Origin of the sequence: Actinomyces ruminis (genome assembly GCF_002154335.2) — a bacterium.
Classification (GTDB): domain Bacteria; phylum Actinomycetota; class Actinomycetes; order Actinomycetales; family Actinomycetaceae; genus Actinomyces; species Actinomyces ruminis.
Map to the genome: position 1 here is coordinate 80,250 of NZ_MTPX02000082.1, position 17,730 is coordinate 97,979.

Here is a 17,730-nt window from a genome sequence, read left to right on the forward strand (position 1 = left end):
CTCAGCCGGCGGCGCGGGCGTCCCGACGGCGGAACAGGGCCGCCACCACGGCGCCGGAGAGGTTGTGCCAGATGGAGAAGACCGCACCCGGCAGTGCCGCCTCCGGGCTGAAGTACTGGGCGGCGAGCCCGGCCGCCAGACCCGAGTTCTGCATGCCGACCTCGATGGCGGTGGTGCGCGAGGCCTTCTCGTCGCGGCTGGTCACCCGGCCGATCAGGTAGCCCAGCAGGTAGCCCAGGCAGTTGTGCAGGGCGACCACCACCAGTACCAGCAGCCCGGCGGAGGCGATCTTGGCGGCCGAGCCGGAGACCACGGCGATCACCACGTAGCAGATGCCGAGCACCGAGATCCAGGGCATGACCGGCAGCACCCGCTCCACGAACCGGCCCAGCAGGGCGCGGATCACCAGACCGCCGACGACGGGCACCAGCACGATCTTCACGATCGACATGGCCATGGAGCCGGCGTCGACGGGCATGTACTGGCCGGCGAGCCACTGGGTGAGCAGGGGCGTGAGCAGCGGGGCCAGCAGGGTGGAGATCGAGGTCATGGTCACCGACAGCGCCACGTCACCGCGCGAGAGGTAGGAGATGACGTTGGAGGAGGTGCCGCCGGGGGCACAGCCGACCAGGATGACGCCTGCGGCTAGGGCCGGGTCCAGCTGGAAGACACGGGTGAGCGTCCAGGCGATGAGCGGCATGACCACGAACTGCGCGGCCACACCCACCAGCACCGGGAGGGGCCGGCGCACTACCAGGCGAAGTCGGGGACCGTCAGGGTCAGCCCCATGCCGAACATGATGATGCCGAGGGCGTAGTTGGTACCGGCGGATAGCGGGCTGAGCGCCTCGGGGGCGAGCATCGCGGCGCCGAAGGCCAGCAGGATCAGCAGCGGGAAGACCGTGACGGCGATGTAGGCCGAGCGGTCCTCGTCGCTGCGGCGGGGCGCGGGCGCGGGTCGGCGGGCTGGGGAGACTTGGGGGAATCGACTGGGTTGGTCATGTTGCAGTCCTATCGCCATCGACTGCCATGCGGACAGCCGATCTCAGGATCCGAAAGCGAAGCGCGTCAACGCAGCGTGGCCGGGCGGTGCAGCAGGGCCGCGGCGAAGGACTTCAACAGGTCCCCTACGGCGAACGGCGCCAGCCCCATGACAAACACCGCGCCCCACGTTGCACCGGTGGCGGCCTTGAGCCACAGCAAGCCGGGCACGTAGACCAGCGCGGAGGCGGCGAGCATGAGTCCCACGCGCGCTGCCGCCGCCCGCAGGACCGCCGCCGCGCCGCGCCCCACGGGAACCGCCCCGGCTCGGCCGGCCAGCAGTGCGGCGAGCCCGTAGCCGAGCACGTAACCGAAGGAGGCGGTGACGCCGCTGTTCCAGCCCGCGAGCACCGGGGCTCCGAGCGCGGCCGCGGTAGCGAACAGCAACACGGCCGCCAGGCCGCGGCGGGACCCGAGGACTCCGCCCACGCCGAGGGCGGCCAGCGTGCCGAGTGTCACCGGCACCGGGGTGAAGGGCAGCGGCAGGGCGATCTGGCCGATCAGGGCGATGGCGGCGGCTCCGCCGAGGACGAGCCCCGCCTCGCGGGCCACGCGGCGGATCAGGGGCGCGGCGGCAACCGGTGCGACATCGGCGTGGACAGCAGGGCGAGAGTTTGTGCTCATGCCACTACCGTAGGGGCGCTGACGCCCACGACGCACCGCCGTTTGTCGCCCGGATCCGCGAGCGCTACTTGTGGGAATCCTCCAAGGCTGCACGAAGCCCGCCCCAGACCGTGGGCTCAGGAGACCGTGACGCTCCCGGAGGTGGTGCCGGTGGCGGAGCCGCCATTGGTGGTGCTGACGGTGATGGAGGAGGTGGAGCCGGCGGTAATGGCGCCGTCGAAGCTGGTGGCGTCCATGGTGAGGGTCAGGGTGCCGCCGTTGGAGCCGGAGTTTCCCCAGCGGTCCTCGTCGGCGGTGGCCAGGCCGCCGGAGGTCTCCAGGGTGCAGTCGGTCAAGGTGGCCTCGGCGGTGGTGTTGGTGACGTAGAGGATCGGCACGTCCCGGCTGCAGGTCAGGGCCACGTTGGTTAGGGCGAGGGTGGAGGCCTCGGTGGCGGCGTCGGCGTCGGCGGCGTCCCCGGACATGGACTGGTACAGCATGACGCCGGCGGTCTCGGAGTCGGTGGTGAAGGTCGAGTCGGAGACGGTGGCGTGGTTCTTGCCCTCGATGACGATCGCCTGCCCCTGGCCAGAGGTGCCGGTCAGGCCGGAGACGGTGATCTCCCCGGTGGAGTAGATGCAGGGCGAGCCGTCGCCGGCGGTGGTGAAGGTGTTGGTGCCGTCCACCGTCACGGTGCCGGAGCCGCGATCGGTGGCGACGGCGGCACAGTGGGCGCCCTCGGTGGTGATGGTCAGGTCGGCGCCGGTGATGGTGCCCGCGTAGGTGGCGTGCAGGCCGCGGGAGGACTCCCCGGTGGTGGCAATGGCGCTGGCGGTGACGCTGGCGGTCGCCGAGCCGGTGGCGACGACGGCGTTGGCGCCGGAGGCGTCGGTGGTCAGTGTGGTCTGGTCGATGCTGGCGCTGCTGGAGTCTCCGACCACCACGACGGCGGAGTTGAGTCCGTAGAAGCTGTAGGAGTCGTCCACCCCGTGCTCGCCGTCGGTGGAGGCGTCACCGGACTTGTTGATGCGGGCGTTGGTGACGGTGAGAATGCCGCCGTTGACGACCAGGAAGACGGCCTCGTCGGTGTTGGTAGATTCGAAGGTGCCGCCGTCGATGGTGGCCGTGATGCCGTCCACGAGGTAGGCACCAGAAAGGGTGACCTCCTTGTCCCCGATGTTGCCGGTCCAGGAGCCGGCAGACAGGGCCGTGTTCGAGTTGGAGGCCTCGTGGTACTCGGGGCCGGTGGCGGCGTCCGTGCCGGTAGAGGCGGTGGCGTCGGTCGTTGCAGCGCCGGAATCGCTCGCGCCACCGGAGGCGGCGGAGGTGCCGGACGTGCCGGAGGATCCGCAGGCCGCCAGCGCACTCATCGCAGCCAGGCCGAGTCCGCCCACCAGCACGGAGCGCCTGCGCATGAGGAAGCGGTCGACGGGCACGTCACCGTCCTTGACGGTTTCATCGGCGCGGGCGTAGCGGGGGCGATTGGAAGCCATTGGGTTCTCCTTCAAGTGCTGATGCCGCCGCCGGAGAGCGGAGCCCTGGCCCGTTCGCGCCGGAGACGGCTGGTCGTGTCACCCATCAGTGTGTTCGCCGTCGATAGGGACGGGCTGTGCGCACCGTATGGTTACAGCGTGACTTGACAGCAGCGTCCCGGCGGCGGGTCTGCTACGCCGCTTCACCGTTTAGAACGCCACTTAGCGCTCCGCTGAAGACCTCGGAGGCATTCAACCAACCACGAACCGGCGTAGTAGACCGCGAAGTGGCGTTGCAGACGCAGTAGCGTGCGGTCATGTCCGCGCTCCCCCTCCCTACCGGCCCCAACGCCGACGAACCCGGCGTCCACGCCGACGCCGCACCCTTCGCTCTGGTGCCCGCCGCCTATGTGATGCTGCTGCGCCCGCGGCAGGACGCCGACCTCACCGCCCCCGGCGCCGCGGGCACCGAGGTGCTGCTACAGCTGCGCCGCAACACCGGCTTCATGGACGGGCACTGGGCCGCCGGGATCGCCGGGCACGTCGAGCCCGGCGAGTCGGTGACCGCGGCGGCGGTGCGCGAGGGCGCCGAGGAACTGGGCGTCGTCGTCGACCCTGTCGATCTGGCGCCGCTGACCGCCATGCACCGCTCCAACGCCGTCGGCGGGCCGCCCCTGGAGCAGCGGGTGGACTTCTTCTTCACCCTGACTCGATGGCGCGGCCGCCCCGCCATCCAAGAGCCACACAAGTGCGGCGGCCTGGAGTGGTTCGCGCTGGATGCGCTGCCCGCACCGATCCCGCCGCATGAGCGCACGGCGCTGCGACTCCTGACCGCCGCCCTCGACGGCGAGCGGCCGGCCCCGGCGATCACGTCCTTCGGCTTCGCCGAACACTGACAGCCGGGCCGGCCTCACGCCAGTGCGGGGCCGGTCAGCCCTTGCGCGCGTTGATGGAGGCGACCACCGCGTCCAGCGTGGCCGCGAGCTCGCCGTCGCGCAGGTCGGCGGGGGTGAAGGTGCTCATGTCCGCCGAGGCGTCCACGTACAGCATCAGCTGCACGGCCGGGGAGACGGTGTGCACACTCCAGCTGCCCAACACGGTGCGCCACTGCTCGACGGCGCGGATGGCGCCGTCGCCGGAGTAGCCGACGAAGCCGACGGTCTTGTTCTGGAACTCGGGGAACAGGTGGTCGGTGGCGTTCTTGAAGGCGCCGGGGATGCCGTGGTCGTACTCGGAAGTGACGAACACGAAGCCGTCCTGGGAGTCGATAGCCTCGGACCAGGCCTGCACCCGCGGGTCGTCGTACTGCTTGTTCGCCATGGCGGGCGGCACCGGCGAGGTGAACAGCGGCAGGTCGAAGGACTTGACGTCGATGATGGAGTAGTAGGCGTCGCCGCGGGCACGCGCGTGCTCGAGCACCCACTCGGCGATCTGCTCGCCGAGGCGGACCTCCCGCACCGATCCGAGGACGATCCCGATCTTGGGCTTGTTGGTCATGGAGTTGCTCCCTTCAGGCCGGTGCCCGCCCGGGTCCGGGCGGCATAAGGCCCTACTCAACACGGGCGCCGAGGCCTAGGCCAGCGAAACCGAACGTTGACATCGTCACACACCCGTTATGACGAGGCGGGCGACGCCACGTACCGCCCACCCGGCGGACGTCAGCGGCAACACAGTGTCCGGGCGACCTCGGCAGGGTGCATGACGGCGCCGACGCTCAGAGTCCGAGGAACTCCTTGATGTCGGGCAACTCCCGGCGCGCCTGAGCCAGGCCCGCCTCGTAGGCGCTGACCACGCGGTCATAGCGCAGCTCGCCGTTCTCGATCGCCATGCGGTCGGGCTGGAACAGGTAGACGCGGCCCTCACGCCGTCCCTGTTCAAGTTCCTCCATGGTCCGGTTGTAGCCGTCGGGCCGGTTGATGATGGCCTCGGCCACCTCCGGTTGCTTGTGGAACATGCGCCGGTAGGCGGCGGCGCGCTTCTCGGCGGGCTTGCGGTAGCCGACCGGGCGCGTGGAGACCACGAGCATGCGTTCGTAGCCGTCGGCCGCGGCGGCGTCGGTGGCGAAGCCGCCGGTCGGGCCGAGTGCACCATCGAGGTAGGGAACGCCGTCGATGTGGACGGTGGGCATGAGCACCGGCATGGACGAGGAGGCCTGGCAGCGCACCAGCAGGTCGTCCAGCACGTCCATGTCCTCCAGGCCCCAGTAGACCTCCTCGCCGGTGTCGCAGCGGAAGGAGCCGATGCGCACGGTCGCCTCGGACGCCTTGAAGGTCTCCCAGTCGAAGGGGAAGAGCTCATCCGGCAGGGAGGTGTGCTGGTAGATGTGGTCGGAGTTGAAGTAGCCGCGCCCGCGGGCGAAGCTGCCCCAGCCGCCGGCGTCCGGGTCGGTGGTGAGCCCGACGAAGGCCTCGCGGGTGCGCCACAGGTCGCGGGAGACCATGTTGACGGTGTTCGTGGATCCGGCGGAGATGCCGCCCACCCAGGGGAAGAACAGTCCCTCCTCCAGCAGCACCTGCACCAGCGCGGCGGTGTAGGTACCGCGCATGCCGCCACCTTCGAAGACCAGGCGACGTCGTCGACGCGCCGAGTGATCGGGGCGGGCGTGTGAGCGGGATCCCCGTAGGGCACGGGGCGGGACGGAGCGAGGGTTGAGATGGTCATGATGGTCCCAGGCTATCGAGGCGCGTCGGGAGGCGCAGTGATCCCGGCCGCATCGGCTCCGGAACGACGGCGAGCGCACTGACCCGGCTCTCCCGTCGGCGGGGCTCCTCTCCGGCGGTGGCGGCGGCCCGCCCACGCCGCCCCCTCTCATAGCCGTCCTCTGGCCGACGGCGGCCGGTGCGCGTAGCGTGAAGCCATGGCTAACCCAATGCTGCTTCAGCCCCTGTCTCTGCGCGGCCTCACGGCCCACAACCGTCTCTGGCTCCCACCCATGTGCATGTACTCCGTCACCGCCGAGGACGGCGTGGCCACCGACTGGCACGTGGTGCACTACGGCTCACGCGCACAGGGCGGCTTCGGCACGGTCATTGTCGAGGCCAGCGCCGTCACCCCGGAGGGACGCCTATCCCCCTATGACCTGGCCTATGGGACGACACCCAGATCGCCGGCCACCGCCGCATCGTCGACGCGATCCACGCCGGCGGCGCCCTGGCGGGGGTGCAGCTGGGGCACGGCGGCCGTAAGGCGGGCACGCCCCCGTGGCGGCCCGAGGTGAAGGGCGCCCGCTCCGGCACCCTGCCCGGCTGGGACCTGGTGGCCCCCAGCGCGGTGGCCTACCCGGACCACGCGACGCCGCGGGCGCTGACCGCCGAGGAGGTGGCCGACACCGTGCAGGCCTTCGCGGAGGCCGCCCGCCGCGCCGTGGCGGCCGGCTATGACGTGATCGAGTTGCACGGCGCCCACGGCTACCTGATTCACCAGTTCCTCTCGCCGCTGTCCAACACCCGCACCGACGCCTACGGCGGCTCGGCCACGGGACGACGCCGCTTCGCCCTGGAGGTGGTCCAGGCGGTGCGTGCGGCAATCGGAGCGGACAAGGTGCTCGACATCCGCCTGTCGGCCACGGACTGGGCCGAGGGCGGACTCACCGGGGATGACACCGCCGAGCTGGCCCGCCAGCTGGTTGCGGCAGGCGTGGACGTCCTGCACGTGTCCACCGGCGGCAACGTGCCCGCGAAGGTACCGGTGGGCCCCGGCTACCAGGTGCCCTTCGCCGCCCAGGTCAAGCGGGCTGTTGACGGCATGACGACGCCGGGCGGCGGGCAGCCGCGAGTGGTCACCGTCGGCATCATCGACTCCGGCCTGCAGGCGGAGCAGGTCCTGGTGGCCGGCCTGGCCGACGCCGTCGCCACGGGCCGCGGCGCCCTGCGCGACCCGTACCTGCCGGTGCGTTGGGCTCACGAGCTGGGCGTGAACGACTGGCAGGCGGCACACCTGCCGGTCCAGTACTGGCGCGGCGCCTGGCGCTGAGCACCGGCGCTTGAACGTGGGCGCTGCCGGGCGGTTGCGTTGAGCGACCGCCCGGCAGCGGCCTGCTGCGGCAGGCACTGGCGTTCGCCGCGGCCAAGCGGCCGGACGGCCCCGTCCGCCCCGCCGTCGTGCGATCCTCAGGCCCCCTGCCAGTAGGACCGCAGGGCGCGAGCGAGGCCGGCGCCGTCGGATACCGCACACATCTCCCGCTGGGAGTGCATGGACAGCAGCCCCTGGCCGACGTCGACGGTGGGGATGCCCAGGCGGGTGGCGGTGAGCGGGCCGATCGTGGTCCCGCATGGCACGGCGTTGTTGGACACGAAGTCCTGGCTGGGCACTTCCGCCGCCCGGCAGGCGCGCCGCCACGCGGCCACGGCGGTGGCGTCGGTGGCGTAGCGCTGCTGGGCGTTGATCTTCAGCAGGGGCCCGCCGCCGAGGACGGGCCGCACCGCGGGGTCGTGCAACTGCGGGTAGTTCGGGTGGACCGCGTGGCCGGCGTCGGCGGACACGCACATCGAGCGGGCCAGTAGCGCGGCGTAGGCGTCGCCGGCCACGCCCATGGCGCCGGCAAGGCGCTCCAGAACGGTCTGAAGGAACGGTCCGGCGGCGCCGGTACGACTCCCGCTGCCGACCTCCTCGTGGTCATTGGCGATGAAGACGATCGGGCACGCGGGCTCGGCTCCGGCACTCTCGCAGGCCAGCGCCTCCAGGGCCACCAGGGCGGCGTGCACGGAGGAGAGGTTGTCCAGGCGGGAGGAGGCGAGGAACTCGCCGCGGCGCCCGAAGCGGGCCGGGGACTCGGTGGGGTAGGTGAGGATGTCGCGAAGGCCAGGTCGTCGGGGTCGATGCCCGCCAGCTCACACAGGTAGCGCTCGGGCGCGTCGGGGGCCGGCTGCGCGGCGTCCACTCCCCCCTCCGTCAGGGTCCACAGCGGCAGCAGGTGAGCCTGCTTGTCCAGGTGGAGGGATTCGTTCACGCTGCGGTCCAGGTGCGGAGCGACCTGGGCGACGCGGGCGATCGGGCCGGTGCGCACCAGGCGGGTGGCGCCGTCGCAGGTGGCCAGGCGGCCGGCCAGACCGAGTTCGCGGTCCAGGAAGGAGTTCAGCAGCGGCCCGCCGTAGACCTCGACGTTCAGCACCTGCACGCCGTCGCGCACCATGGCGGCGCGGGGCTTGAGGCGCAGCGCCGGGGAGTCCGTGTGCGCGCCGACGATTCGCAATCCGGTGCCCGACTCCAGGCGCTCGGGCAGCAGCCAAACGGCGATGGCGCCCTCGCGGATCGCGTAAGCGCGGCGGGGCAGCTCGGCATCCCAGGGCTCACGCTCGTCGACGGCGGTAAGACCGACGGCATCCAGGCGGCGGGCGACTTCCGCGGCCGCGTGATAGGAGGTGGGCGAGGCGGTGACGAAGTCGATGATCGAGTCGGCGTAGGCGTCGTCGCACAGGGCGGGTGTCGCGGAGTCTGTCATGGGGTCAGTATGGGCCGCGCGAGCCGGGCCGCCGCCGCAAAACGTCCAAATCCGGCACGAACGCCGGGCATGCGCCTTCGGGCCGCTCATAAAACGGCATGATTCCAACGAACCGAGAATGCTCGTCGGCCGCGCCCGGACCCGTTAATGCCGAATCCGGACATTCCATCCCACGAACCATCACATGCCGGTGGCGGCCCGGGCGGTGCCGGTGGCGGTGATGGTGAAACCCGCCGAGTCGCCAGGGGAACGAAGCTCCAGCCCACTTTGACCTGGGCCCTTCGACCTATAGACAGGGATGGGCACGTCAACCTAGTCTTGCAAACGTTCCCGGGAACGTTTTCATGCGCTTCCCGGGAGACCCGATTCCGCTCGCATTCCCAAGGAAGTGAACTGACATGAGCGTCCCAGCCCCAACCCTCCGCGGCCTAACCCCCGCCCCCGTCACCCCCCTTCACCCCCGACGGCGAGATCGACTTCCCCGCCATCAAGCGCCTGGCTCCTGGCTCGGCAGCTTCCCGGAAGTCACCTCCCTGGTGGTGCTCGGTCACGCCGGTGAGGGCACCTTCCTCACCCAGTCCGAGCAGGTCGCCGTCATCGAGGCCTTCGTCGCCTCCACCGACGGTCGCGTGCCGGTCGTCGCCGGCATCACCGGTGAGGGCACCAAGGTCGCCTGCGAGGAGGCGCAGCGCGCCGTCGACGTCGGCGCCACCGCCGGCCTGATCTACCCCTCCCACGGCTGGCTGCGCTTCGGCTTCCAGCCCGGCGCCCCGCAGGACCGCTACAAGGCGATCTACGAGGAGACCGGCCTGAACGAGATCCTCTTCCAGTACCCGGACGTCACCAAGTGCAGCTACGACCTGGACACCCAGCTGGAGATCGCCGCGCTGCCCGGCGTGCACTACACCAAGAACGGCGTGCGCAACATGAAGCGTTGGGACACCGAGATTCCGGTGCTGCGCGAGGCCTTCCCGGACCTGACGATCATGAGCTGCCACGACGAGTACCTGCTGCACACCATGTTCGACGTCGACGGCCTGCTGGTCGGCTACGGCAACATCGCCCCGGAACTGCTGATCAAGCTGCTCAAGGCCGGCCAGGCGCATGACTACGACGCCACCCGCGCCATCCACGACCAGCTCCTGCCGGTGACCAAGGCGGTATACCACCGCGGCTCCCACATGGAGGGCACCGTCGCCCTGAAGGAGGCGCTGGTTGAGCGCGGCGTACTGGAGACCGCGACCGTGCGCTCCCCGCTGCGTCCGCTGGCCGAGGGCGCCCACGAGGAGATCGCCGCCGCCCTGGCCGCCGCCGGAATCGGTAAGGCTCAGATCCCGGCCTGAGTGGCAACGCCGATCGCCGACCGATGATCGGCGTGTGCGGCGGCCGTCGGGTAGTCCCACGGCGGCCGCCGCACACCACCGGGTCGACTGCGCGCCGTGAGGCACCGCCCGCCACCAGCAGATGCCCCTCCGCCACGCCGTCGGCCCGGGCTCCCGCCAACTGTTCCACCTCCACCGCCCACAATGGAGTAGGCCGTGATCCTTATACAGTTCCTCGTCTTCCTCGCCTTCATCATCCTCGGCGCCAGAATCGGCGGCATCGGCATTGCCTTCGCCGGCGGCGCGGGAGTGCTCGTCCTGTCCCTGCTCGGCGCCACCCCCGGTGACCTGCCCATGCAGGTGATCGTGTTCATCATGGTGGTCATCTACGCGGCCTCGGCCATGCAGGTGGCCGGTGGACTGGACTACCTGGTCAACCTCACCGACCGGCTGCTGCGGGCACACCCCAAGTACCTGGCGCTGCTGGCGCCGATGGTGACCTACCTGCTCACCTTCGCCGCCTCGACCGGACAGGTCTCCTTCGCGACCATGCCGGTGATCGTGGAGGTGGCCAAGGAGAACAACATTCGTCCCACCCGCTCCCTTTCGGTGGGCGTGGCCGGATCGCTGCTGGGCATCACCGCCTCCCCGATCTCCGCCGCCGTGGTCTTCCTGTCTGGCAAGCTCGAGGAGGGCAACACGGGGTGGACCTTCATCGACCTGATCCTGGTGTCCATCCCCTCCACCTTCCTGGGCACCATGACCACCGCCCTGCTGTTCATGCTCTGGGACAAGGCCCGCGGGACGGACCGACTCGACGTCGTGCCGGAGTATCAGCGCCGGTTGGCGGCGGGCGAGATCGCCCCGCCCAAGCACGAGGTCCGCGAGCTGCGCCCGGGCGCCAAGCTGTCGGTGCTGATCTTCATGATCGCCCTGGTGGTGGTGCTGGCCTACTCCATCGCCATCTCCGAGAAGGTGGGCCTGATCTCCGACCCCGTCATGGACGCCGGTCAGTGCCGTATCTCCGTCATGCTCGCGGCCGCAGGGGCGATCATCGTGGCCTGCCGGGCCAACCCGAAGGCGATACCGGGCTCGTCCATCTTCCGCACCGGCATGAGCGCCTGCGCCTGCATCCTTGGCGTCGCCTGGCTGGGCACCACCTTCATGACCGCGAACCAGGACTGGATCCAGGCGCATCTGGGTACGGCCCTGGCGGGCAAGCCCTGGCTGTTCGCCATCCTGGTAGTGGTCGCCTCCTCGCTGTTGTACTCGCAGGCCGCCTCCACCAAGGCGCTGTTCCCCACCGCGCTGGCGATCGGCGTGGCCCCGGCGACCGTGGTGGCCTGCTTCCCGGCGACCTCCTCCCTGTTCATCCTGCCCACCTATCCCACACTGTTGGCGGCGGTTGAGCTCGACGACACCGGCTCAACCCAGCTCGGCACGCACTTCTTCGACCACCCCTTCCTGATCCCGGGGCTCATGGCCACGGGCCTGAGCGTGCTCTACGGCTTCGCGCTGGCCGCCGTCGTCGTTTGACAACGGGTAGCCCCGTCTAAGACGGACCCGCGACGTCCTCGGGCGCCGCGGGTCCGTCTCCTCGTCCGGGAGTCGCGCCGCTACGATGCGATCAGCCGACCAGGAGGCACATCGTGAAGACCGTCACCCTTAGGGACGTGGCCGCAGCAGCGGGCGTGTCCATCTCTACCGCCTCCCGCATCCTCGACGAACGACTTCCGGCCTCCCGCTCCGCCTCCGCCCAGCGCGTGAGGGAGGCGGCCGAGCGACTCGGATACCGGCGCGACGCCGCCGCCTCCGCGCTGCGACGCGGCGACACCGGCACCGTCGGGGTGCTGGTGCCACGCCTGTCCGACACCGTGATGGCGCTGCTGTTCGAGGCGATCTTCTCGGCGGCGGCCGCTCGGGGACTGTTCGCACTCGTCTCCGTGTGCGGCGACGACTCCGCCGCCGAGGCCCGCGCCGTCGACTCGCTGCTGGCCAGACGGGTAGACGGGCTGGTGCTCGCCACCGCCCGCCTGGACGATCCCCTGCCCGGTTCCCTGCGCGACCGGCAGGTGCCGCACGTGCTCGCGCTGCGCACCGACGGCGTGTCCCCCTCCTCCGTATGCGACGACGAGCTCGGCGGCTACCTGGCCACGCGTCACCTGCTTGACCTCGGCCATACCGCGATCGCCGTCCTCCCCGGTCCCGACTTCACCTCCACCGCGCAGCAGCGCCTGGCCGGCTATCACCGCGCCATGGCCGAGGCGGATCTGCCGGTCCCGGACGCATACATCCGCCACTGCGGCTTCGGCTACACGGCCGGACGCGAGGCGGCCGCCGCGGTGCTATCCCAAGCGCCGGAGACCACCGCCGTCTTCGCCGCGAATGACCGGCTCGCCATGGGGACGCTCGCCGCGGCCGGCGCGGTGGGGCGCTCCGTACCCAAAGACTTGAGCGTCGTCGGCTACAACGACACCCCGGTGGCCACCCAGTTGGCCGTTCCGCTGACTACGGTGCATGTCCCCTTCGACCTGATTGCCGTGGGCGCCCTCGACCTGCTGGCCGCGCAGACGACCGGCACTGGCGAGCAGCCGGCCAACCGCGTAGCCGTCCCCACGCTCATCCCCCGCCGTTCCTCCGCCGCCCTCGCCCGGTGAAGAGTGTCCAAATCCGGCACGAACGCCGGGCATGCGTCTTCGGGCCGCTCATAAAACGGCATGATTCCAACGAACCTAAAACGCCCGCCGGCCGCACCCGGACCCGTTAGTGCCGAATCCGGACATTCCACCCCCGCGAACCATCACATGCCGGTGGCGGCCCGGGCGGTGCCGGTGGCGGTGATGGTGAAACCCGCCGCGTCGATCACGCCCTAGGGCAGGAACGGTGGCTGGGAATGCGCCGTCAGGGTGACGACGGCGGTGGCGCCGTCGGGACTGGTCGCCTCGGTGATCTGCACCCCGGTCAGTTCGACCGGCTGTCCGGCCAGGTCGGCGGCGGCCGCGGCCCGCACGCCTGCGGCCGACAGCGTGCCGGGGCCGGCCGCGGTGGACTCTCCGGAGAAGTAGGAGCGTCGTCGATCGCATCCGCCGCGGCGGCCGCGGCCGAGTCCGCCAGCGAGGTAAGGGTCTTCAGATCCAGGTAGACGGCGCTGGCGGAGGCGAGCGCCAGAATCAATGCGGCGACGACGGCGACCAGCCCGACCCCCAGCAGCAGGGTCTGCCCGTCCTCCGCGGCGCCCGCCCGGCGTACCCGCGCGGCCGCGAGCCGACAACACTCCGGCGAGATCATGGTGCGCCTCCCGTGTCGGCAAGGGTGACGGCGCGCTCGGCGTCCACAACGACCACGTCCCGTCCCACCCCGGCCGCGGCCAGCACCGGCAGGTCCACCCCCGCCTGCACTCGCACCACTGCCCCGGTGCAGGCGGCGTCCGCGCAGCCCACGCTCAGGGCGGTGGCGGGATCGGCGTCTACCCCCTGGTCTGACAGGGCCAGGGCCACGGCCACCCGCGCGTGGGCCACGGCGGCGTCCCCCGACTCCACCTCCAGAATGCGGCTGGCGGCGTCGACGGCGGAGGCCACGGCGAAGGAGGCCGCCTGCACCTGGGCCAGGGCGATGAGCAGGTAGACGACGGGCACCACCAGCACCACCGTCCAGCCGATGAACTCCACCGGGGCGTTGCCGACCTCCGGATCGCCCCGCCGCCCGAACCGCCGGAGGGCCGACCGGACGGGCCTGCGCCTCCCCGACGGTTCGGCCCGCATATGCGGTGGGTCCAGCGCGCGCCTGCTCACGGTTCGCCTCCATCCACGCCCACGAGGGCGGCCTCATCGACGGCGTGCCCGGTGACGTGCAGCGTCCCACCGGGGCCGAGCAGGCCGAGCACCGGCAGCGGGGCGGTCACGTCCACACGCACCACCGCCACGCCGTCGACCCGGGTGCGCCTGACGGTCACGGCATCGACGTAGCCGTCGGCTAGTGCGGCGCCGGCCAGGGCGCGCACGCGCGCATCCGCCTCGGCGGTGGTGCCGCCGACCAGTGCGGCGCGACGGGCACCCTCCCCGGCGGCGTCGGTGAGCACGTTGCGCACGTGCAGACCGAGGGCGAGCTGGAGCAGCGCCACCGACACGGCGATGACGAGCACACCGACGAGCACAAAGTCCACCACGGCCGAACCACGCTCGCCCGCCATGCGGCGGGACTCCCGCTGTCGCCGAGCGAGCCCGTCCGTCTGGCCGGAGCGGCCGCGAGCGCGCCGGGCCGGCCGCTCAGATGGCACCGGAGACCTTGGCGATGGCGTCGTTGAACACCTGGATCAGGGCCGGACCGGCCACCGCCCACAGGGCGACGACGAGCCCCGCGGTCATAAGCGTCACCAGCACCCAGCCGGGGACGTCACCGCGCTCGTCGTCTAAGTGTTGGAGCCGGGTCTGCAGGCGAAGACTGAGGCGCTTGAGGGTTTGCATGGGATTCTCCGTTTCCGTGGTTTCCATGGAGGGGATGTGAAGGTTTGGCTTGACGGTGGGAGGTCTCTTGCGGCTTGGAAGCAAGGAGCGGGTGCGCGGCGCGGGGAGCTAGTTCATAGGCCGATCCGCAGCACGAACAGGCCCGGGAAAAGGGCGAAGACGACGGTGATGGGCAGGATCAGGAAGACGACAGGCACCATCTGGGCGATCTCGCGGCGCCCGCCCTCCTCCATCAGGGCACGCCGGGAGGCCTCGCGGGCGTCGGCGGCCTGGGCGCGCAACACGTCGGCCAGCGGGGTGCCGCGTTCCAGAGCGACGGCGATCGCCTCCGACAGGCGGGTGACCTGTAAGGAGCCGACCCGCTGCTCCAGGTGGACCAGGGCGGTGGACAGCACGGTGCCCGAGCGGACGTCGGCAAGAGTGACCTCCAGTTCCTCAATGAGCTCGCCGTGCCCCACGCGCACGACCCGCTCGATGGCCGCGACAGGACCCTGCCCGGCACCGACCACGAGCGCAAGCAGTTCGACGACGTCGGGCAGTTGCGCCTCAATGCGCGCGCAACGCCGGTTCACGGTGCGGGTGAGCCACCAGTCGCGGGCGGCCGCCCCGCCGACGCCGGCCAGCAGCGCCAGCACGATCAGCAGCGGCACGTTGACCCGCCAGACCAACGACAGCGCCAGTCCGCCACCGGCGGCGACGGCGAGCCCGGCCACGGCCCACAGCAGCTGCTGGGTGCGCAACTCCTCATAGGTCAGCCCGGTCCCGGAGCGAGCCAGGCGCCGGCGCACCGACTCGGCGGAGGAGCCGATCGCCTCCAGCACGCCGCCGAGCCGCGCGACCGTGTCCAGCAGCACGGCGCTGACGGTCTGCCCGTCCGCGGCCGGTGCCCCGGTCAGTAGCCGCGAGGTGGCGGAGCGGGCGTGCACATAGGGTTCCAGGCGCGCGGTGAGGGTGGGACGGTGGCGCCGCACGGCGTCGAGGACGGCGAGGATGCCGCAGGCGGCGAGTAGGCCGGCCAGGGCGCCGGTGATCCCGGGACTCATCGCAGCACCCGGTCTTCCTCGGGCAGGCGCCCGAGCCGCAACATGAGCCGGTAGGCGATCACGGTCACCGCCCCGCCGATGGCGAGTGTGAGGGCGCCGGTGGCGGTGGCATAGGCGGCGGCCGCCTGGGGGCGGGTGGACAGCAGTGCCAGCACGATCCATGGCGCGGCCACCGCCACCCGCGCCCCGTTGACGGTCCAGGACTGGCGCGCCTCTAGCTCGCCGCGGGTGCGCAGGTCCTCGCGCAGCATCCGCGACAGCGAGCGCAACAGGGTGGTCAGGTCGTTGCCACCGACCTCGTGCGCCAGCCGCAGGGCCTCCACGATGCGGTCGGCCACCGGATCGGCGAAGCGGGCCTTGAGCCGGTCCAGTGACTGGTCGAAGCGGGCGGTGGTGGCGTAGTCGACGCCGAAGGCGCGCAGTTCCTCCCGGATCGGTTCGGGTCCGCGCTCGCCGAGGTTGGCCAGTGCCTCGGGCAGGCTCATGCCGGCGCGCACGCCCGACACCAGGGTGTCGACGGCCTCCGGCCAGACCTCGCGCAGGTTGGTGCGGCGGGCGCGGGCCCGGGAGGAGACCACCAGCAGCGGTGCGCCGGCGGCGATGGCTCCGAAGGCGGCCGCGATCGGCCAGGCCCGGGATACCCCCAGGAAGACCAGTGCGGTCACCAGGCCGAGCCCGAGGCTGCCGGCGACGAACAGGGCGGGACTGGTGCGGCCGACGCCTGCCTGCACCAGCAGGTCCGCCAGGCGCCGCTGGCGGGCCGAACGCCACCGGGGCGGTTCGCTGGTCAGGGCGAGCCAGACCAGGATGATGCCGCTGCCGCCCAACAGACCAGCTACGGCCCCCATCAGGACCACTCCCCCGCGGCCCGTGCCGTCCCGGCGAGAGCGCCGGCCCCGGACGCGCGCAGGACCGGTTGGGACCCCACGGCGTCGCCGGTGAGCAGGGCGGCCAGGTCGTGGCCCGCGCGGGCGTAGCGTTCGGCGGCGCGCGGTATGCCCGGACCGCGCACCAGCAGGCCGGCGTCATCGCGTTGGAAGACGTCGGACATTTCGATGGTGCCGTTCTCCACCCGGCCGGACAGGGCGGCGATCTCACGCACCTGGCGATGGCCATCGGGGCCGAGGTCCAGGTGAACGACCAGGTCGACCGCGCCGGCCACCGTGGGGACGACGAAACCTGCGGATACATTCTCGCCGGCCAGCAACGGCAGCGTGCAGATCTTGATGATCGCCTCCCGGGCGGAGTTGGCATGCAATGTAGACATCGACGGCATGCCGGAGTTCATGGCGATCAGCAGGTCCAGGGCCTCGGCCTCGCGCACCTCCCCGATCAACAGTCGGTCGGGCCGCATACGCAGCGCTTCCTTGACCAGGCGCCGCAGGTTGATCTCCCCGACCCCCTCCAGGTTGGCGGCGCGGGTCTGCATGGCTACGCAGTCCCGGTTGCGCAGCGCCAGTTCGAAGACCTCCTCGCAGGTGATCACGCGCTGCCCGGCGGGAATGGCGCCGGCCAGGGCCCGCACCATGGTGGTCTTACCGGCCTGGGTGGCGCCCGAGACGAGGATGTTCAGCCCGGCCTGCACGGAGGCATCCAGGAAGGCGGCGGCGTGTGCGGTGAGCGAGCCATCCGCACCAGGTCGCTGGTGCGCGCGGCCCGGGAAGTGTGCTTGCGGATGTTGACCGCCCAATGCCGGGAGGTGATGGGCGGGATGACCACGTGCAGGCGCTCCCCGCCCGGCAGTTGAGCGTCCACAAAGGGGCTGGCCAGGTCCAGGCGGCGCCCGGAGGCGCGCAGCATCCGCTCCACCAGTACGCGCAGCTCCTCATCCTCCAGCAGCGTGGTCGTCAGTTCGGGGCGGCCGGCGCGGGCGATGAATACCCGGCCGGGGGCGTTGCACCAGATCTCCTCAACCGTGTCGTCGTCCAGGTAGCGCTGCAGGGGGCCCAGGCCGGCCAGCGCGTCGACGGCACGGCGCGGCGTCGTCGGGGTCGGGCAGGGGCGGGACCAGGCCGGCGTCGGCGCGGGCGACGTAGTCGGCACTGGCCTCGGCGACAAGCGCCTCCAGGCCGGGGGCGTCCGTAAGCGGGTCGACGCCGCGGCGGCGGACGAGTTCGCGGATTTCGGAGTGCAGCAAGGCTGCGGCATCCATGGCGGGCCTCACGATTGACGGTTTTTCGACGCTAGCGGAGTACTCACCAGCGGCTGGCGTGTGCGGCACTGGCTCGACACTGAGCAGCGCCACGCCGCGACCATAGGTCACAACTGCGCATCAACGCCACCCCGTCTCAGGGCCCTGTGGAAAACTCCGGCCGCCGGCGAGGACGTACCAATGGTGACAGCCCCC

14 protein-coding genes and 5 pseudogenes are annotated in these 17,730 nt (G+C 71.3%); 5 read left to right on the forward strand and 14 right to left on the reverse strand.

Features of this window, described 5'->3' with window-relative positions; all coding sequences use genetic code 11:
• Position 1: 1 nt before the first annotated feature.
• The 3 genes and pseudogenes from BW737_RS14915 to BW737_RS16370 form a co-directional block, all read right to left on the reverse strand.
• A pseudogene (locus BW737_RS14915) lies at positions 2–912 on the reverse strand (bile acid:sodium symporter family protein).
• Positions 913–1,067: 155 nt separating this feature from the next.
• Positions 1,068–1,664: a biotin transporter BioY gene (locus BW737_RS14920; protein WP_086614649.1), complete on the reverse strand. Its 597-nt coding sequence runs from the start codon at positions 1,662–1,664 to the stop codon at positions 1,068–1,070.
• A gap of 116 nt (positions 1,665–1,780) precedes the next feature.
• Positions 1,781–3,136 carry a hypothetical protein gene (locus tag BW737_RS16370; protein ID WP_218961942.1) on the reverse strand — a complete coding sequence of 452 codons (1,356 nt, stop codon included), beginning with the start codon at positions 3,134–3,136 and terminating at the stop codon, positions 1,781–1,783.
• A 296-nt stretch (positions 3,137–3,432) separates the two neighbouring features.
• Here BW737_RS16370 and BW737_RS14930 point away from each other — a divergent pair, with 296 nt between their 5' ends.
• Positions 3,433–4,011 carry an NUDIX hydrolase gene (locus BW737_RS14930; RefSeq protein ID WP_086614648.1) on the forward strand — a complete coding sequence of 193 codons (579 nt, stop codon included), beginning with the start codon at positions 3,433–3,435 and terminating at the stop codon, positions 4,009–4,011.
• 34 nt (positions 4,012–4,045) lie between these two features.
• Here the strand turns inward: BW737_RS14930 and BW737_RS14935 are convergent, their stop codons facing one another.
• Complete coding sequence (locus BW737_RS14935) at positions 4,046–4,612, reverse strand: NADPH-dependent FMN reductase (protein ID WP_086614647.1); 567 nt, start codon at positions 4,610–4,612, stop codon at positions 4,046–4,048.
• Positions 4,613–4,829: 217 nt separating this feature from the next.
• Positions 4,830–5,776 (reverse strand): annotated as a pseudogene (locus tag BW737_RS14940) (patatin-like phospholipase family protein).
• Positions 5,777–5,972: 196 nt separating this feature from the next.
• Between BW737_RS14940 and BW737_RS14945 the strand changes: the two are divergent.
• Positions 5,973–7,087: pseudogene (locus BW737_RS14945) on the forward strand (NADH:flavin oxidoreductase/NADH oxidase).
• 137 nt (positions 7,088–7,224) lie between these two features.
• On the opposite strand, the pseudogene BW737_RS14950 reads toward BW737_RS14945, so the two are convergent.
• A pseudogene (locus tag BW737_RS14950) lies at positions 7,225–8,555 on the reverse strand (M18 family aminopeptidase).
• Between the two features lie 398 nt (positions 8,556–8,953).
• Here BW737_RS14950 and BW737_RS14955 point away from each other — a divergent pair.
• The 3 genes from BW737_RS14955 to BW737_RS14965 all read left to right on the forward strand — a co-directional run bounded on the left by BW737_RS14955 (position 8,954) and on the right by BW737_RS14965 (position 12,534).
• Positions 8,954–9,898 (forward strand): dihydrodipicolinate synthase family protein, encoded by a 945-nt coding sequence (locus BW737_RS14955; protein WP_099330400.1) that lies wholly within the window; start codon positions 8,954–8,956, stop codon positions 9,896–9,898.
• Positions 9,899–10,093: 195 nt separating this feature from the next.
• Positions 10,094–11,413, forward strand: coding sequence for an anaerobic C4-dicarboxylate transporter family protein (locus tag BW737_RS14960; protein ID WP_086614646.1), 1,320 nt, complete (start codon positions 10,094–10,096; stop codon positions 11,411–11,413).
• A 113-nt stretch (positions 11,414–11,526) separates the two neighbouring features.
• Positions 11,527–12,534 (forward strand): LacI family DNA-binding transcriptional regulator, encoded by a 1,008-nt coding sequence (locus tag BW737_RS14965; protein WP_218961943.1) that lies wholly within the window; start codon positions 11,527–11,529, stop codon positions 12,532–12,534.
• Positions 12,535–12,746: 212 nt separating this feature from the next.
• On the opposite strand, the gene BW737_RS19640 is transcribed toward BW737_RS14965, so the two are convergent.
• The 8 genes and pseudogenes from BW737_RS19640 to BW737_RS15000 form a co-directional block, all read right to left on the reverse strand.
• Positions 12,747–12,887: a hypothetical protein gene (locus BW737_RS19640; RefSeq protein ID WP_338063948.1), complete on the reverse strand. Its 141-nt coding sequence runs from the start codon at positions 12,885–12,887 to the stop codon at positions 12,747–12,749.
• A complete protein-coding gene (locus BW737_RS14970) occupies positions 12,839–13,165 on the reverse strand; it encodes a hypothetical protein (protein WP_338063949.1) in 327 nt (108 codons plus the stop codon). Before BW737_RS14970 ends, BW737_RS19640 begins: the two co-directional genes overlap by 49 nt.
• Complete coding sequence (locus BW737_RS14975) at positions 13,162–13,668, reverse strand: peptidase T4 (RefSeq protein WP_257210912.1); 507 nt, start codon at positions 13,666–13,668, stop codon at positions 13,162–13,164. The genes BW737_RS14970 and BW737_RS14975 overlap by 4 nt, the downstream gene beginning before the upstream one ends.
• Positions 13,665–14,066 carry a TadE/TadG family type IV pilus assembly protein gene (locus BW737_RS14980; protein ID WP_086614643.1) on the reverse strand — a complete coding sequence of 134 codons (402 nt, stop codon included), beginning with the start codon at positions 14,064–14,066 and terminating at the stop codon, positions 13,665–13,667. The genes BW737_RS14975 and BW737_RS14980 overlap by 4 nt, the downstream gene beginning before the upstream one ends.
• A gap of 76 nt (positions 14,067–14,142) precedes the next feature.
• The gene (locus BW737_RS14985; protein ID WP_086614642.1) at positions 14,143–14,340 is read right to left on the reverse strand and encodes a hypothetical protein; all 198 of its coding nucleotides are present in this window, start codon (positions 14,338–14,340) and stop codon (positions 14,143–14,145) included.
• Between the two features lie 113 nt (positions 14,341–14,453).
• Complete coding sequence (locus BW737_RS14990) at positions 14,454–15,383, reverse strand: type II secretion system F family protein (protein WP_086614641.1); 930 nt, start codon at positions 15,381–15,383, stop codon at positions 14,454–14,456.
• Positions 15,380–16,231 (reverse strand): type II secretion system F family protein, encoded by an 852-nt coding sequence (locus BW737_RS14995; protein ID WP_086614697.1) that lies wholly within the window; start codon positions 16,229–16,231, stop codon positions 15,380–15,382. Before BW737_RS14995 ends, BW737_RS14990 begins: the two co-directional genes overlap by 4 nt.
• Positions 16,231–17,535 (reverse strand): annotated as a pseudogene (locus BW737_RS15000) (CpaF family protein). Before BW737_RS15000 ends, BW737_RS14995 begins: the two are co-directional and overlap by 1 nt.
• Positions 17,536–17,730 lie beyond the last annotated feature (195 nt).

Excerpts from the sequence above, each read along its gene's own strand:
- BW737_RS14995 (WP_086614697.1), bottom strand. The coding sequence starts at position 16,231 with ATGGGGGCCGTAGCTGGTCTGTTGGGCGGCAGCGGCATCATCCTGGTC.
- BW737_RS14920 (WP_086614649.1), bottom strand. The coding sequence starts at position 1,664 with ATGAGCACAAACTCTCGCCCTGCTGTCCACGCCGATGTCGCACCGGTT.
- BW737_RS14970 (WP_338063949.1), bottom strand. The coding sequence starts at position 13,165 with ATGATCTCGCCGGAGTGTTGTCGGCTCGCGGCCGCGCGGGTACGCCGG.
- BW737_RS14990 (WP_086614641.1), bottom strand. The coding sequence starts at position 15,383 with ATGAGTCCCGGGATCACCGGCGCCCTGGCCGGCCTACTCGCCGCCTGC.
- BW737_RS14955 (WP_099330400.1), top strand. The coding sequence starts at position 8,954 with ATGAGCGTCCCAGCCCCAACCCTCCGCGGCCTAACCCCCGCCCCCGTC.
- BW737_RS16370 (WP_218961942.1), bottom strand. The coding sequence starts at position 3,136 with ATGGCTTCCAATCGCCCCCGCTACGCCCGCGCCGATGAAACCGTCAAG.
- BW737_RS14980 (WP_086614643.1), bottom strand. The coding sequence starts at position 14,066 with ATGGCGGGCGAGCGTGGTTCGGCCGTGGTGGACTTTGTGCTCGTCGGT.
- BW737_RS14985 (WP_086614642.1), bottom strand. The coding sequence starts at position 14,340 with ATGCAAACCCTCAAGCGCCTCAGTCTTCGCCTGCAGACCCGGCTCCAA.
- BW737_RS14930 (WP_086614648.1), top strand. The coding sequence starts at position 3,433 with ATGTCCGCGCTCCCCCTCCCTACCGGCCCCAACGCCGACGAACCCGGC.
- BW737_RS14935 (WP_086614647.1), bottom strand. The coding sequence starts at position 4,612 with ATGACCAACAAGCCCAAGATCGGGATCGTCCTCGGATCGGTGCGGGAG.